Genomic DNA, 15,641 nt, shown 5'->3' on the forward strand with positions numbered 1-15,641 from the left:
GAGAGTTAGGCGTGGTTCTTCGCGCGATCAAGGGCCGTCGCGATCAAGTCATCGAAATCGGCGGGGGTTTTGACCTGCGCCACATCTTCGGCAGTCACCGTGATGCCCCAGCGCGCCATCGCGGCGTAGCGTGGCTGGCGGTGATCGAGCAGGCGGGCGTAGCCAAAGCGCAGGAAGGCGTCGGGGTCAACCTGATCGGCGGATTTTCCTTGTTGAACAAGGTACTCTGCCCATAATTTCATCAAGAAATCCGGGCGGTAATACATCGGCTTGGGGCTGCGATCAAAGCGGCGGGCGAGTTCGGCTTTATGGGCATCGGAGCCTTTGATCCAGACCAGAAGCTGATTGTCCGCCAGTGCCCGCATCACCGGATCATCGGGGTTTTCGGCATCAACCACTTCGCAGATCGAACCTGAGGTGTCGCAGATAAAGTTCTGATAGCCATAGATATTTTCCGCGCGCTCAACAAATCGCGGCACGTCGAGCATCGCCGAGATTTCAGCCTGCGCATGTTCGGCCTGACGGCGCTGATATTCCTCGAACGCAATGCCGCCGCGCGCCGGATCACCCGGTTTGCCGAGATAGGTCGAGAGCGGGGCGAGGTTGTTGAAGGTGATGTTCGAGGCGATATAGACCGAATCCGTCATCAACAATTCGCGCAGCAGCGGCACTTTCATCGCCTCGCGCTTGAAATTGTCGGCGATGAATTCGTTCATGTAGCGGGTGCCGATGCGGTAATCGACCGAGTAGTGAAACCAGCCCCCCGCGCCCGCTTGCCCGGCATCCCGCAGCATGTTCGAGAGATAGGTCTTTCCAAGCCCCGACATGCCAAACAGCAGCACGCGCTTCTGGGCGGCGGCGCGAAAATCTTGTCCTGAGGTATAGATCATCGGGCCCTCCGCTAGCTTTTGGCTTTGTTACAGGCAGGTGCGGGGCGGTGCAAATGAGAAACGGCCCCGCGTTGATGCGCGGGGCCGTTCTGTTGAAAGCCGTAGATCAGAACGTGAAGGCGATCTTCACGCCGACGCCAACCGCATCGTTGTCGGTGAAGTTGGCCCGCGCTACATCCGGCGTGCCGGTTTCTGGTTTTGCATCACCCAGTTTGGTGTAGTTGATGCCTGCGGAGATCTTCATGTTATCTTTGGTGTAAACGCCGGCAATCGTCGCACCGAAAAAGCCATTGGTTGGGGCCAGCGGCGAGACCAGCGGATTGGCCTTGTCTTCATAGGTCAGCGAGAACGCACCAGACCATGTTTCATTGAACTTGCGGCCAATGCCCAAGGTGTAGGTCACGGTGTCTTCCAGATCAATCAGCCCACCGGGGGAAACTGCCGTGAAAGAGTCAGGGTTCAACTTGAACGAAGACCAATCCGCCCAGCGGATCGAGCCAAAAATCAGCGTGTCCTTCGCAACGCCGCTTTGGAAATCAAGGTTGACCGATTGCGGGGTTTTCACTTTGGTTTTGCCCGAACCGAACGGAAACGGCCCGACAGTTTCAACCGTGTCAAAGTCATGCTCAATTTCCGAATTGTAGGTCAGTGCTACCCGCAGCGCGATATCCGGGATCTCATAGGCGGCACCAACCACATAGCCCACCTTGTTGTCAGTGCCCAAATCAACCGAATAGCCGTTTAACCCGCCGTAGGCGAGACCGCGCAGATCAATATGCGCCGAGGCCTGTTGCAGCCGCAGACCGCCATAAACGCTCATCCGGTCGTCAAACTTGTAGCGCAGCAGCCCGGTCAGCGCGGTTGATGAGGCCGTGGCCGTGGTTCCGCCCAGCATGGTCGAGGCAGGGCTGCCGCCATATTCGATGTCCGCTGCGAAGGGGCTGTCGATGATCAGCGCGTAGGACAATTTATCGTTGATATCGGCTTTGAACCCGAGGCTGCCCTGCAAAAAGCTGTCTGCGACGTTGTCGATATTGTTGCCCAGCACGTCACGGCCTTTGACCTTTGGCGTGACAGAGCCAAAGCTAAGCTCAACCGTGCGGCCCTTTTCAAACAGAATGCCAACGTCTTGACCCGAGCGGTCGATGCCCCCCGCCTGTGCCAGCGTCGTGGTCATTGCCAATGCGCCAAGTGCTGTGATGATATGCTTCATGGTTTCCTCCCCGTAACCGATGCTGCATCTTGGCATGTCCCTGCTTTGCCGAGGGTTAATGCGTCTAATGCGATGATTTGTCACGCTTAAGCGGAAGCCTGTGCATCGGTCAATCAATGACGCGGCGTCACGGGGTTGTGATTGGCTCGATGTGGCCTTTGGGACGGATTTCCGCGCGGATGTTCAGCCAAATGCCTGCAAAAATTACCGCAGCGCCAAGGATCACATAGGGGTCAAGCGGTTCGGCATAGATCAGGGCACCCACCACGGCGATCAGCGGCAGGCGCAGGAAATCCAGCGGCATGACGTAAGAGGCGGGCGCGACCTTCAGGGCGGCTGTGATGCAGTAATGCGCGGTGACACCTGCAAGGCCAATGACGCAAAGCCAGGGCAGGGTGGCGGCGGTGGGCAAGTGGAAGATGCCATCGCTGAGTGCGCCCGCAAGACCAAAGAAGAACTGCATCAGCGTCAGCCAGAACAGGATGCACAGGATCGAGATGCCCATGGTGAGCTTTTTGGTGACCACATTGGTGGTGGCAAAGCAGAAGGCAGAGGCCGCTGCCGCCAGCACGCCGGGGTTCAGATGTGCGAGATCCGGGCGGGCCACGATCAGCACGCCGACAAAGCCCAAGGCGGCGGCGATCAGGCGGATTTTGGTCAACCGCTCACCCAGCAGCAGGGCGGCCAACAACACGACCCAGAGCGGCGAGGTGAACTCGATGGCGAAAAGCTGCGCCAAGGGGATCATCGTCAGCGCCCAGAACCACAGGTTTTGCCCGGTGAAATGGATGATATTGCGCAGAGCATGGCCGCCGAGATTGCGGGCGGTGATCTCATGCAGCTTGCCCGTCGCTGCGGCCAATGCCAGCACCAGCACAAAGCCCACAGCCGAGCGCACCGTCATGATCTCAAAGCTGTCGTGACGCGGGCCGATCTGTTTGGCGGCAATCGCCATCGCCGAGAACGCCAGAATCGAGCCGATCATCCAGAGTGCCGCGTGGATCGCAGGGGAGTTTGGGGCGCGCGCTTGGCTCATTGGCTGACCTGTGAGGTCATCGAATGGGGTTGCAGGGTTTCTGAATCCGGTTCGGCCCCGTCCAACCGATCAGCTTTGCGCAGGGCCGGGAACATCCACGCCCAAGTGCCGGTGACAATCATCGTGCCGATGCCGCCGAACACCGCAGCGCCGACCGGGCCAAGAAAGCGCGAGGCCACGCCGGATTCGAACTCGCCGAGCTCATTAGAGCCCGAGATGAACAGCCCCGATACCGACGACACCCGGCCGCGCATGTGATCTGGCGTGACGATCTGCACCAAGGTTTGCCGGACATAGACCGAGATCATATCCGCAGCCCCCAGCACGGCGAGGGCTGCAACCGAGAGATACATATTCTTCGACAACCCGAACACCACGGTTGCCAAGCCAAACGCCCCCACCGCCCAGAACATCCTGATCCCGGCGCGGCGCTTCAGCGGCCAACGGGCGAGCGCCAGTGCCACCAGCACCGCGCCAATCGCCGGGCCCGAGCGCAGGATGCCAAAACCCTCTGGCCCGACATGCAGAATATCGCTGGCAAAAGCGGGCAGCAGGGCTGTCGCCCCGCCCAGCAGCACCGCGAACAGATCGAGCGAGATCGCCCCGAACACGATTTTGTTGTGGAAGGTGTAGGCGAGGCCCTCTTTGATCTGCGCCCATTGGCTGCCCGGTTGCCGTTCGGGCGTGGTGTTGGCGCGCATCAACAGCAGGATCGCCACGCCCGCGACATAGAGCGCCGCCGTGGTGGCATAGGCGGCAGCGGTCGAGATTGCGCACAGCATCCCGCCCAGCCACGGGCCGATGATCACCGCACCCTGCCAGCTGAGCGATTTCAGCGAGATCGCCTGCGGCATATCGGCTTTCGGCACCAGCATTGGCACCAAAGCCGTGGCCGCAGGCGACAGGAAGGCCCGCGCGGCCCCGAACAAAGCGGCGATGGTGAAGATCGCAGTGAAGCCGGGTTCGGGATGCAGGGCCAGCGCCACAAGGCCCAAAACCCCAACGGTTTCGGTCAGGAGTGCCAGCATTACGATCTTGCGCCGCGAGTGGCGATCCGCCAGAGACCCGGCCCATAGGGTCAGCACGAACAGCGGCAGGAATTGGCACAGGCCGACCATGCCGACCAGAAACGCGCTTTCTTCGATGGAGAGCGTAGCGCGGCCAAGGCTGTAAATCTGCCAGCCGATGGTCACGGCCTCAATCTGGGCCGCGATATTCACCAAGGCCATGCCGCCCCAGAACAGGCCGAAATCGCGGTGACGGAACAGGAAGGTTTGAGACAACGCACGCATGGCGCAAGGACTAGCGCTATCAGTGGCGCTTTGCCAGAGGTGGTGTTGCGTGCATTTTTGCGCGGCCGCTCTGCGCTGGACAGCCTTGCTACGCCGCGCTGCGGCATTATATTTAGACAAAGTTCACTTCGGATTGGATCTGCCATGACCGCCCCTACCGCCTTCTCTAACCCGCGCAGCGCGGATCACCCGATCGACGCGCAATTCACCGGCCGTTTCTCGCCACGCGGCTTTACCGCCAAGACCTTGACCGAGGCTGAACTTCTACCGCTGTTTGAGGCTGCGCGTTGGGCGCCTTCTGCCAGCAACAACCAACCGTGGCGCTTTGCGTATGGCCTGCGTGGCGATGCGGCGTTTGCGAAGATCGCCGCGGCCTTGGTGCCGTTCAACCGCTCATGGGCCGAGAAGGCCAGCGCGCTGGTCGTGGTGGCCTCGCGCACAACTGTCGCGAAGGACGGTGCAGAGGTGCCAAATGGTACGCATGCTTTTGACACCGGCACCGCCTGGGGGTATCTGGCTTTGCAGGCGTATCACGCGGGTCTGGTGGCGCATGCGATGGCTGGGTTTGAGGCGGAGATTCTGGCCAAAAACCTGAACCTGCCGGAAGGTTATGTGCTGCATGCCGTGGTCGCGGTCGGTGAGCATGGCGATATCGAAAAACTGCCGGAAGTGCTGCAAGCGCGTGAGGTGCCGAATGATCGTCTGCCCTTTGCGCAGATCGTGGCACATGGCGGGTTTGTGTGACCCATCAACGGGTGCCGTCGCGCGGGGCATCGAGCCCGTTGCGACGGCGCTGCCGGGGATGCGGTCTTCGGCTGTTGCGCGGGGTTTGACGCCGGAGGGGGCCAGCCCCCGCTGCGCTCCCCCGGATTATTTTTGCCAAGATGAAATTGGGTAGAGCGTAGCAGGTTTTGATCGAAACATCCTGATCGAAAAACGCGTTCGAGCCCATGCGGGAGCCAGCGATTTTCGATCCAAGCTTAATCTGACATGTTTTAGAGGCTTTAGTCGCCGACCGCCTCGACGCGGAAATCGCGCAGGATGTTGCGGGTGGCGGTGAACCAGTCGGACGCGCGGGTGCGGGTTTGATGCGCGTTGAAATCGCCTTGGGTGCGGAAGGTTTCCATCACCTCCCACATCATGGGATCGTCGGTCGGGGTGACTTCAAACGACAGGCAGCCCGGTTCAGCGCGGCTGAGGCGGGTGTGTTCGGCGACGTGGGCCTGTACAGCGGCGGCTTCTTCTGCCGTGGCGCAGATCAGATGGCCGCGCAATCTAATCATGGTGCGGGCTAATCATTCGAGTTCAATCGTGCCGGGCGGCTTTGAGGTGATATCATAGAACACCCGGTTGACGCCTTTGACCTCGTTGATGATGCGGGTCATGGTTTCGCCGAGGAAGTCATGGCTGAAGGGATAGGTGTCGGCAGTCATGCCATCGACCGATGTGACCGCGCGCAGGGCCAAAGCGTAGTCATAGGTGCGCCCGTCGCCCATCACGCCGACGGTTTTCATCGGCAGGATGGCGGCGAAGGCTTGCCAGATTTCATCATATAGCCCGTGCTTGCGGATCTGGTCGATATAGACCGCATCGGCTTGGCGCAGGATATCCAGCTTTTCGGTGGTGATTTCACCGGGGCAACGGATGGCGAGGCCAGGGCCGGGGAAGGGGTGGCGGCCGATGAAACTGGCGGGCAGGCCCAACTCACGACCCAAGGCGCGGACTTCATCCTTGAACAGCTCGCGCAGCGGCTCAACAAGTTTCAGGCCCATCTTGGCGGGCAGACCGCCGACATTGTGGTGCGATTTGATGGTGACAGAGGGGCCGCCGGAGAAAGAGACGCTTTCAATCACATCGGGGTAGAGCGTGCCTTGGGCGAGGAATTCTGCGCCCTCAATGCCATTGGCGTATTTCTGGAACACGTCGATGAACAGACCGCCGATGATCTTGCGCTTGGTTTCGGGGTCGGAAACACCTTGGAGTTTGCCTAAGAACAGGTCGGATTCATCGGCATGGATCAGGTTCAGGTTGTAGTTGTCGCGGAACATCGCGACGACTTGTTCGGCTTCGCCCAAGCGCAGCAGGCCATGATCGACGAAGACGCAGGTGAGTTGCTCGCCGATGGCTTCGTGGATCAGGATCGCGGTGACAGAGCTGTCAACGCCGCCCGACAAAGCGCAGATCACCTTTTTGTCGCCGACTTGGGCGCGGATCGCGGCGATCGCTTGCTCGCGGTAAAGCCCCATCGTCCAATCGCCGGTAAAGCCTGCCAGTTTCACGAAATTCTCGTAAAGTTTGGCACCTTTCGGGGTGTGATGCACTTCGGGGTGGAACTGCACGGCGTAGAAGTGGCGGGCAGGGTCGGCGGTGACGGCGAACGGGGCATTGGGCGAGGTGCCGTAGACTTGGAAGCCGGGGGCGATTTTGGAAACGTGATCGCCGTGGCTCATCCAGACTTGTTCGCGGCCATCTGCAAACCAGCCGTCGAGGATCGACAGGCTGTCCTTGGTGGGCGTCACAAATGCGCGGCCAAATTCGGCGGTGCCGTGGCCGTGTTCGACCAAGCCACCGAGTTGCTGCATCATGGTCTGCTGGCCGTAGCAGATGCCCAAAACAGGCACTCCAAATGACCACAAAGCCTCTGGCGCGCGGGGCGATCCGGCGCGCGTCACCGAATCCGGGCCGCCCGACAGGATCACCGCTTTTGGCTCGAAGCTGTTCAGGAACGCGTCATCCACCTTATTATAGGGGTGTATTTCGCAATAAACGTTCAACTCGCGCAGACGGCGCGCAATCAGTTGCGTGACCTGAGAGCCGAAGTCGATGATGAGAAGGCGATCATGTTGTGTCATAGCCTCGGGTAGCTGTTGGGGCGAAGAATCGCAAGATCGGTTGGCGGGATTTTTGTGCAGGCACCGCGGAAATCGGGCCTTTCAGCCTCCCTTGAACCCCCTTGAGGATATTTGCGCACAGAGGATGGGCATAAGTCGCTTACAGGATGGCAACATGTCGGTTTCGTCGCTTATGCGGCGTATTCGGGGGGCGAGGGGCGGGGTGTTCACGGCATAAGCGTAACAAAACAGTGCCGCCTGACGGCTGAGGATGGAGATTGCGATGAGTGACATGGCCGGGACGGAAACGGGCGTTCGGCGCGCGCGCGGCGGCGGTGGGGCAACCCGGCGGGCAGAGCGCACGGCGGTTTCGTTTGAGACCGCAAAATACATCCAGCGCAACATTCCGAACTTTGAAATCCTCAACGAAGAAGCCTTGCAGATCATCGAATACAACGCGGAAACCGTGTTGGAAGAGATCGGCGTCAACTTTATCGAAAACGAAGCGGCGTTGCAGCGCTGGCGCGAAGCGGGGGCCGATGTGCGCGGCGAGCGGGTGCATATACCGCGTGGGCTGGCGCGCAAGCTGTGCTCGACCGCGCCGAAAACCTTCACCCAATACGCCCGCAACCCGGAGCGCAATGTTGAAGTCGGTGGCCGCAATCTGGTGCTGGCCCCGGTCTATGGCCCACCCTTCGTGCGCGATATTGAAGGCGGGCGGCGCTATGCGACACTGGATGATTTCCAGAAATTCGTGAAGCTGGGCTATATGTCGAAATGGTTGCACCATTCGGGTGGCACGGTCTGTGAGCCGACCGATATTGCGGTGAACAAGCGCCATCTGGACATGCTGCGCGCGCATATGGTGCTGTCGGACAAGCCCTATATGGGCTCGGTGACCGAGCCGTCGCGGGCTGAGGATTCGATCGAGATGTCGAAGCTGCTGTTTGGCGCAGATTTTGTCGATCAGAACACGGTGATGACCAGCCTGATCAACATCAACTCGCCGATGACCTTTGACGGCATCATGATGGGGGCATTGGAGGTTTACGCAAGCAACAATCAGGCGAGCATCGTGTCGCCGTTCATCGTTGGTGGGGCGATGGCTCCGGTGACGGTGGCGGGCACGCTGACGCAGGTGTTGGCCGAGATTTTGGCTGGGGTGTCGTATTCTCAGTTGGTCCGGCCCGGATCGCCAGTGATCGCGGGTGCGTTTGTGACCTCGATCGACATGAACTCGGGTGCGCCGACCTTTGGCACACCTGAGGCAGCACATATCACCTATGGCGTTGGGCAGTTGGTGCGGCGATTGGGGCTGCCGTACCGGTCGGGCGGCTCGTTCTGTGGATCAAAGCTGCCGGATGCGCAGGCGGCTTATGAAACCGCGAACAGCCTGAACATGGCGCTGCTGGCCGGGGTGAACTTCATGCTGCACGCGTGTGGTTGGCTGGAGGGTGGTCTGGTCAGCTCTTACGAGAAATTCGTGATGGATGCCGATCAGTTGGGCACCTTGCACCATCTTGCGCAGGGCATCATGATGGACACCAACGGACAGGCGATGGACGCGATCCGCGAGGTTGGCCCCGGTGGCCACTACTTGGGCTGCGAGCATACCCAAGCCAACTTCAAAACCGCGTTCTGGCGCTCTGATCTGTTCGACTACAAGCCGTTTGAGACCTGGGCCGAAGAAGGGGCGCGTGACACGCAGACCTTGGCTGCGGAGCGGGTGAAGAAGATGCTCGGCGACTATGTGGCCCCGGTGATTGACGAGGGCGTGCGCGAGAGCATCGACGATTATGTGGCGCGGAAGAAGGCATCCATGCCAGATGCGTTCATGTGATCGGATAAGCCGATCTTGAAAAGGCCCGCGGCGCTGCGGGCCTTTTGCTATTCGGGTGGCTTGGTCAGATCGCTTTCGGTGCGCGCGGCAGGAGGCGCACCTCGGCGATCAAGGCGATCAACACCTCAATATGGCGCGATACCGAATAGCTGGCCTCGCCGCTGACCCGGATATCCTCCAGCCGTTCTTCCTCGGCCAACAACCGCGTCACGGCGCGTTCAGGCGAGGGGGTGCTATCCACCAAACGCTTCAGATCGCGGTCGCGGCGGTAATCCAGCACGCCACAACGCGCGGCGCGGATCAGCATGCGCGGGCGCTTCAGGGTTTCAAGCAAAGCGCGGAAATCGGTCATTTGGCAAGGCCTCCATAAGTGGTGGAGCCTGCATAGCACGCCACAACTGGGCGTTGCGCAAAGCCGAGTTGCAGCGCGCGGAAGCTTCCGAGATTGTTTAAGATTTATAAACAATTATCGACGAAGGCTCAGAAATTAACGATTGGGTAATCAATGCCTTCCACGCTTGTTAACGTTTCGGCAAGGTTTGATCAGGAAGGCGCTGCGGCGCGGCAAAACAAGATGCAAAGCAATCTCTCTCCCGTCCAAACCCTGCCGGGCTGGCTGCCCGACGCGGTGCGGCTTTATCTGGATCATACCGAAGATGGTCAATCTTATCGGGCTCTTGCGCGACGCGAAGGCCGACATGCCTCGACCGTGATGCGCGCAGTGCGCCGCTATGAGACCCGGCGCGACGATCCTTTGCTGGATGAAGCGCTGGCCGCCCTGACCAGTGCCCCCGCGCCAAACCTGCCTCTGATCAACAAGGATGACAACAGCATGACCGCCCCATTGCGCCCACAGAACATTGTTGCCGATGAAGCGACAATCATCTCAGAGGGCAAACGTATTTTGCGCCGTCTGGTTGAACCGGGCGCGGTGCTGGCCTTCGCGCCGGATATGGAAAAAGCCGTGGTGATGCGCGAGTTTCCCGATGGCCATACCGCACGCACAGCGGTGGTGGAGCGGGTGATCGCGCAGGCTTTCGCGCTGAAGGATTGGATTTCCTGCCGCAAGCCGGGGCGGGTGGCGACCTATGAGATCAGCTCGGTCGGGCGGGCGGCGTTGAAGCGGATGGTCGATGCCGATGCCCGCGCCGGTGGCTTTGCCGAGGCGCAAACCGCGTTTGGCGATCAGCACCGCGCATGGGACAGTCGGACGGTTGCCGAAGATAGCGGCCCGCGCCGCATCCGCTACAATTTGGCCGAAAGTCCGGTGGCGGTACTGGGGCGCAGGCGCGACAAGGACGGCAAGCTGTATCTGGAACCTGAACTGGTGGTGGCCGCCGAACGCTTGCGGGAGGATTTTGAACTGGCACAGATGGGGCCGCGGGTGGCGCAGAACTGGGAGCGGTTTTTGACCGGGGCCGACCGGGGCAGTTTTCGCGCCGAGGCTGGTGTCGCGGAAGGACCGCGCGCTGCCCGCGACCGGGTGGCGGCAGCCCTGCGCGATCTGGGGCCGGGGCTTGGCGATGTGGCGCTGCGGGTGTGTTGCTTTCTGGAAGGCATCGAGACCGCCGAGCAGCGTTTGGGTTGGGCGGCACGCTCGGGCAAAGTGGTGCTGCGGATCGCGTTGCAGCGCTTGCGGCGGCATTTTGATGAGACTTACGGCAAATCGGGGCCGCTGATTGGGTGAGCCGCGCCCCGGCTCTGCCGGGGAAAAACCCTCCAGTGGAGGGTTTTTAGCGGCGAACGGGCGCGCACGCTTGCGCGCCCCGGCGGCTGAACATCTGAGCAGTCACACCTAAGCCCCCAACCCCTTCGCAAGCAATGTCAGCGACACCATGCTTAGCCACACCGAAGCGCCGCGCCGGATCCACAACATCGCCGCGCTTTCGCTGCCCGAGACACCACCCAGCCACGCGCCAAATCCGGCCCATCCCGCCGCCACAGCCACGACCAAAGCCGAAAACAGCACCAGATGGCTGCCGAGATGATCCGGCGCGGGCAGTAAAACCAGCCCAAAAATCAACGCCTTGGGGTTAAGCATGGTGGTGGTGAATACCAAAGGCGCGCTGATGCGCTGCGTGCCGCTCTGCGCGGTTTGCGGCAACCACAGCTTGATCGCAAGCCACGCCACCCATAGCCCCGCCGCAATCGCAACCAAGGCCTGGGCGCGCGGCGCATCGTGTAACACCGTAACGCCAACCAGCGCCAAAGGCACCACCATCAACAGATAGCCCGCCAACTCTGCCAGGATCAGGCGCAACGCAGGCCGCCAGCCGCGCTCGGCTCCGGCCAGAAACAGCAATGTGTTGGTCGGGCCGGGTGTGATCAACAGCACGAGGATGGCGAGGGTGAGGTCTATCATGGTCATCGGCTTCCTTTACGCGGCAAAGCTAGTGCGCCCATGACCCAGATCAACCGCAAACGCAAACGGGCGGCGGTTTCCCGTCGCCCGTTCTATTGTCATCCATCTGCAATCGCAATTTCCGATCAGGCGCGGGTAAAGCCCGCCTTATGCACCAGCCCAGCCAGAGCGCCACCTGCCAAGGGGGCCACGATAAACAGCCACAGCTGCGACAAAGCCGCACCACCCGCAAACAGCGCCGGACCAATCGAGCGCGCCGGGTTCACCGAAACGCCTGTCACATTGATGCCGACCAAATGGATGCCCGCCAGCGTCAGACCAATCGCCAAGCCTGCAAACCCCGCCGTCGATCCGGTTCCGGTTGCACCCAGGATCACGGTCACGAAGATAAAGGTCATCACAAACTCGAACACCAAAGCCGAAGTCACGTTGTATTCGCCCAGATAGCCCGGGCCATAGCCGTTTGATCCCAAAGCCCATTCGCCCATCACAAAGCCAGCTTTGCCGGTGGCAATAAGATACAGCACAGCCGCGCCGATGGTTGCGCCCGCAACCTGCGCCGCCGCATGGCCCACACATTCGGCCACGGTCATGCGGCCAGCAGCCAACATCCCCAGACTGACCGCCGGGTTCAGATGCGCGCCCGAAATCGCGCCAATGCCATAAGCCGCCGCCACAATCGACAGCCCAAAGGCCAGCGAAATCCCGGTCAAGCCAATATCAGCGCCGCCGATCACCGCCGCACCGCAGCCAAAAAGCACCAGAATCGCGGTTCCCAGTGTTTCAGCGAACATCTTTTTATTCATTTTTTGTCCCTTACCCTTGTTATGCTTGCATGGGCCTGCGGCGGGAACGCCGTTGCCAAGCCCTGTCTAGCAGACTATTTGTAAAACCAAGTTGGTTTCAGGGGGAAAAACCGTTGCGCGATCTCAAGCTGCCGGATCAACGTCACCCCGAAAAGGCGCATAAGCCCGACAATGCGCAGCCGAAAAAGCCCGATTGGATTCGCGTGAAAGCGCCAACTTCGGAAGGCTACAAGCGCACGCGGGATATTCTGCGCGAGAAAAAGCTGGTCACCGTCTGCGAAGAAGCCGGTTGCCCGAATGTGGGCGAGTGCTGGTCTCAGGGTCACGCCACCATGATGATCATGGGCGAGATTTGCACGCGCGGCTGTTCGTTCTGCAACATCGCCACGGGTAAGCCGAACAATCTGGATGCGTTCGAGCCCGGCCGCGTCGCCCATGCCGTGGCTGAGTTGGGCCTGAACCATGTGGTAATCACCTCGGTGGACCGCGACGATCTGGACGATGGCGGGGCCGAGCATTTCGCCCAGACCATCCGCGCCATTCGCCACCGCGCGCCCGGCACCACGATTGAAATTCTGACGCCAGATTTTCTGAAATGCCCGCCCTCCGCCTTGGAGAAGGTCGTCGAGGCCCGCCCGGATGTGTTCAACCACAATCTTGAAACCGTCCCCGGCCTTTACCCCACCGTCCGCCCCGGCGCGCGCTATTTCCATTCTTTGCGGCTGTTGCAGAAGGTGAAAGAGCTTGATGCGACTTTGTTCACCAAATCCGGCATCATGGTAGGCTTGGGCGAAGACCGCCAAGGCGTGCATCAGGTGATGGACGACATGCGCGCGGCGGATGTCGATTTCCTGACCATCGGGCAATATCTGCAACCCACGCCGAAACATCACCGGGTGGATCGGTTTGTGACCCCGGATGAGTTCAAAAGCTACGAGCAAACCGCGTTCGGCAAAGGCTTTCTGATGGTGTCGGCCACGCCCTTGACCCGGTCCAGCTATCACGCCGGCGACGATTTCGCCCGGTTGCGCGCGGCGCGTTTGCAGAAACTGGGGCGGGCTTAACCCGCCCCAAAAAGATCAGCTTTCCGGCTGACGATAGGCCTTATGGCAAGCCGAGCACGCGCCGCCCAGTTGCGCCATGCTGGCCTTGATCGCAGCGCTATCCGTCGCCGCCGCCGTTTGCATCATCGCGGCGGCATTGTTCAGATCGGTGATCTTGGCCAGAAAATCATCCTGCTTGGCCCAGATATCCGCCAAAGCGTAACTGTCCGCTGACTTGCCATTCTCTGACCCAATAGGAAACTGCGCCATCGAGATCACCGAGGCAATCGCCGCCACATTCGCCGCCGCTTTGGTCGCGGAAGTCTTGTCATAGGCGACCTCGCCCTTGGCCATGCCGCCCAAAGTGCCCAGATCAGAGGCCATTTGCAGCATCAAGCCGTGCCGGGTTTCCACCGCATCTTTGAACGGGTCTTCTGCATCCTGCGCATAGACGCCAAACGCCGTCAGCGCCGCCATCGTGGTAAAGGCAATAAGACGTTTCTTCATAAGCTACTCCGCTTGCAAAGCGCCGATTGCGGCGCGGGCTGGCCGGAGCAGGGCGCTGCCGGATGCGGGCAGGCTGGCGCAGGCGCGGGGCAGCCGCAAGAGCCGACAGAGGCAGCGCCCGTGCTAAAGGCTTAAGATACACAAAGAGTTTACAGCCGATCCACGCTTATGCCAAAGGCTTACTGCGGCGGCCCGGGGGTGCTGCTTCAGGTCGGCGGCAGGAAAGTTTGATAGTTGGCCTGAAACGCCGGAAGCGCCTCAAGTGCTGCACTCAATCGGTTCAGGTTTGGCAAGCTTGCCGGGTCAATCAACCCCGGATGCGCCTCGGTGACAAAGCACCACGCACAAGCCACAATGATATCGGCATGGCTGATCGGGCCAAACCAATAGGGGCCAGCACGCTCCGCCAGATCGTCCTCCAACGCCGCCAATACCGCGCCGATCTGAATGCGGCAGCGGGCGTCAAAACTGGGCGAGATGGTGGTGTGCATCGCGCGTTCGTAAAACAGGCTGACCGCCTTATCCGCCAGCCCACAGCCCAGGCCCGCCACTTTCAGCACCCGATGCCGCGCGGGCTCGGTGCGCGGAAACAGCGGTTGCTCAACCAGCCCATCCAGATAATCCAAGATAAGATGGCTGTCGATCAGCACAAAGCCGTCGTCCAGAATCAGCGTCGGCACCCGCGTCAGCGGGTTGTAGGCGCGCAAACGGTCCGCATCGCCAAACGACGACCACGGCTGATGCTCGAACGCCATACCATAGAGCGTCAGGGCCACGCCAACCCGGCGCACAAACGGGCTGTCATATTGGCCGATCAGAATCATTCATTTCACCGCTGGCACAAGTTGCAGATAGGCGGCCACCGCCTTGCGATCCGATTCGGGCAGCTTGGCCATATTCTCGACCACATGCGCCATATGGCCGCCAACCGAGTCAAACTCCGGCGTGAAGCCCGAGGTCAGATATTCCACCACATCCGCCTCGCTCCATGTCAGTTTGCCCGGCGTGATGTTCGGGATGCGGCCCTTGCCAGAGGGGTTCGGCGCGCCCGACAGCCAAGCGCTGCGCTGCAAACCGCCCAAAGCGTTGCGCGGGGTGTGACATTCGCCGCAATGCGCCAAAGCTTCGGCAATATAGCGGCCACGGGTTTGCTCAGGCGTCAGATCGCCCGCAATCACCCAATCGGTCCGCTCAAACAGCAGCTTCCAGATCCCCAGAGAACGCCGGATGTTGAACGGAAAGCCGACCTGATGCGGCTTGCTCGGTTCAGCCGAAGCAGGCAGCCCATCCATAAACGCCTTCAAATCCGCCACATCCTGCGGCAGCATCTTGTTATAGGCATTATAGGGCAGGGCAGGGTAAAGATGCTCGCCGTCTTTACCCACCCCCTGCGTCACCGCATTGGCAAATTCCACCAGCGTCCAGCCGCCGATGCCCTGCACCGGATCGGGTGAGATATTGGGGGCGACAAAGCTGCCGAAGGCCGAAGGGAATTGCTGCCCACCCGCCAAAACCAGCTCCTGCGCGCCCTTGGCATCCGCCGCCGCATGGCACGAGGCGCAGCCCGCCGCCCAGAACACCAACTCACCCTTGGCCGCATCGCCCTTCAGCCCGTCATAGAGACCCACATCCACCGAATGTGGTGCAGAAAGCAGTAAAAACCCGCCAAAGCCCAACAATACGACAGCCAAAACGGCAGAGAACAGACGCGACATGGCACTGACCTTCAAGCTGGGTCGGCCAGCTGGTCTGACCAATTCTGCCGCACGTTACACCAGAATACCTGTTTGGAAAGGCCGATTTCTGCGCCGCCTGTCCCTT

Annotated in this window: 16 protein-coding genes; 4 read left to right on the plus strand and 12 right to left on the minus strand. The window is 60.6% G+C overall.

The features are described from left to right. Positions 1-5: 5 nt before the first annotated feature. The 4 genes from ACP7AP_RS14885 to ACP7AP_RS14900 all read right to left on the minus strand — a co-directional run bounded on the left by ACP7AP_RS14885 (position 6) and on the right by ACP7AP_RS14900 (position 4,431). On the minus strand, positions 6-890 hold the full coding sequence (locus tag ACP7AP_RS14885) for an ATPase (RefSeq protein ID WP_426035109.1): 885 nt from the start codon (positions 888-890) through the stop codon (positions 6-8). Positions 891-996: 106 nt separating this feature from the next. After that, positions 997-2,103, minus strand: coding sequence for an OmpP1/FadL family transporter (locus ACP7AP_RS14890; protein ID WP_426035111.1), 1,107 nt, complete (start codon positions 2,101-2,103; stop codon positions 997-999). A 127-nt stretch (positions 2,104-2,230) separates the two neighbouring features. Beyond that, a complete protein-coding gene (locus ACP7AP_RS14895; protein ID WP_426035113.1) occupies positions 2,231-3,139 on the minus strand; it encodes a DMT family transporter in 909 nt (302 codons plus the stop codon). Continuing rightward, positions 3,136-4,431, minus strand: a complete 1,296-nt coding sequence (locus tag ACP7AP_RS14900) for an MFS transporter (protein ID WP_426035115.1) — start codon at positions 4,429-4,431, stop codon at positions 3,136-3,138. Before ACP7AP_RS14900 ends, ACP7AP_RS14895 begins: the two co-directional genes overlap by 4 nt. Before the next feature lie 144 nt (positions 4,432-4,575). Between ACP7AP_RS14900 and ACP7AP_RS14905 the strand changes: the two genes are divergently transcribed. Continuing rightward, positions 4,576-5,175, plus strand: a complete 600-nt coding sequence (locus ACP7AP_RS14905; RefSeq protein WP_426035117.1) for a nitroreductase family protein — start codon at positions 4,576-4,578, stop codon at positions 5,173-5,175. Positions 5,176-5,435: 260 nt separating this feature from the next. Here ACP7AP_RS14905 and ACP7AP_RS14910 read toward each other — a convergent pair whose 3' ends face one another. Then, complete coding sequence (locus ACP7AP_RS14910) at positions 5,436-5,714, minus strand: putative quinol monooxygenase (RefSeq protein ID WP_426035119.1); 279 nt, start codon at positions 5,712-5,714, stop codon at positions 5,436-5,438. Between the two features lie 12 nt (positions 5,715-5,726). Further along, positions 5,727-7,283: a glutamine-hydrolyzing GMP synthase gene (gene guaA / locus ACP7AP_RS14915; protein ID WP_426035121.1), complete on the minus strand. Its 1,557-nt coding sequence runs from the start codon at positions 7,281-7,283 to the stop codon at positions 5,727-5,729. 271 nt (positions 7,284-7,554) lie between these two features. Between guaA and ACP7AP_RS14920 the strand changes: the two genes are divergently transcribed. After that, positions 7,555-9,102 carry a trimethylamine methyltransferase family protein gene (locus ACP7AP_RS14920; protein WP_426035226.1) on the plus strand — a complete coding sequence of 516 codons (1,548 nt, stop codon included), beginning with the start codon at positions 7,555-7,557 and terminating at the stop codon, positions 9,100-9,102. 64 nt (positions 9,103-9,166) lie between these two features. Here ACP7AP_RS14920 and ACP7AP_RS14925 read toward each other — a convergent pair whose 3' ends face one another. Next, a complete protein-coding gene (locus ACP7AP_RS14925) occupies positions 9,167-9,454 on the minus strand; it encodes a DUF6477 family protein (RefSeq protein WP_304927017.1) in 288 nt (95 codons plus the stop codon). A gap of 222 nt (positions 9,455-9,676) precedes the next feature. Between ACP7AP_RS14925 and ACP7AP_RS14930 the strand changes: the two genes are divergently transcribed. Further along, on the plus strand, positions 9,677-10,789 hold the full coding sequence (locus ACP7AP_RS14930; RefSeq protein ID WP_426035228.1) for a DUF6456 domain-containing protein: 1,113 nt from the start codon (positions 9,677-9,679) through the stop codon (positions 10,787-10,789). Positions 10,790-10,897: 108 nt separating this feature from the next. On the opposite strand, the gene ACP7AP_RS14935 is transcribed toward ACP7AP_RS14930, so the two are convergent. Together ACP7AP_RS14935 and ACP7AP_RS14940 are read right to left on the minus strand one after the other, a co-directional pair. Then, positions 10,898-11,470 (minus strand): LysE family translocator, encoded by a 573-nt coding sequence (locus tag ACP7AP_RS14935; RefSeq protein WP_426035124.1) that lies wholly within the window; start codon positions 11,468-11,470, stop codon positions 10,898-10,900. A 119-nt stretch (positions 11,471-11,589) separates the two neighbouring features. Beyond that, positions 11,590-12,270, minus strand: a complete 681-nt coding sequence (locus ACP7AP_RS14940) for an aquaporin (RefSeq protein ID WP_426035126.1) — start codon at positions 12,268-12,270, stop codon at positions 11,590-11,592. A gap of 113 nt (positions 12,271-12,383) precedes the next feature. On the opposite strand from ACP7AP_RS14940, the gene lipA reads away from it, so the two are divergent. Further along, on the plus strand, positions 12,384-13,334 hold the full coding sequence (gene lipA, locus ACP7AP_RS14945) for a lipoyl synthase (RefSeq protein WP_426035128.1): 951 nt from the start codon (positions 12,384-12,386) through the stop codon (positions 13,332-13,334). 15 nt (positions 13,335-13,349) lie between these two features. Here the strand turns inward: lipA and ACP7AP_RS14950 are convergent, their stop codons facing one another. The 3 genes from ACP7AP_RS14950 to ACP7AP_RS14960 all read right to left on the minus strand — a co-directional run bounded on the left by ACP7AP_RS14950 (position 13,350) and on the right by ACP7AP_RS14960 (position 15,535). After that, on the minus strand, positions 13,350-13,820 hold the full coding sequence (locus ACP7AP_RS14950; RefSeq protein ID WP_426035130.1) for a c-type cytochrome: 471 nt from the start codon (positions 13,818-13,820) through the stop codon (positions 13,350-13,352). A gap of 206 nt (positions 13,821-14,026) precedes the next feature. Further along, entirely contained in the window at positions 14,027-14,644 is a 618-nt protein-coding gene (locus ACP7AP_RS14955) for a glutathione S-transferase family protein (RefSeq protein WP_426035132.1), read from the minus strand. After that, complete coding sequence (locus tag ACP7AP_RS14960; protein WP_426035134.1) at positions 14,645-15,535, minus strand: c-type cytochrome; 891 nt, start codon at positions 15,533-15,535, stop codon at positions 14,645-14,647. Positions 15,536-15,641: the final 106 nt, after the last annotated feature.

This window comes from Cypionkella sp. TWP1-2-1b2 (genome assembly GCF_049896245.1).
Lineage (GTDB): Bacteria > Pseudomonadota > Alphaproteobacteria > Rhodobacterales > Rhodobacteraceae > Cypionkella.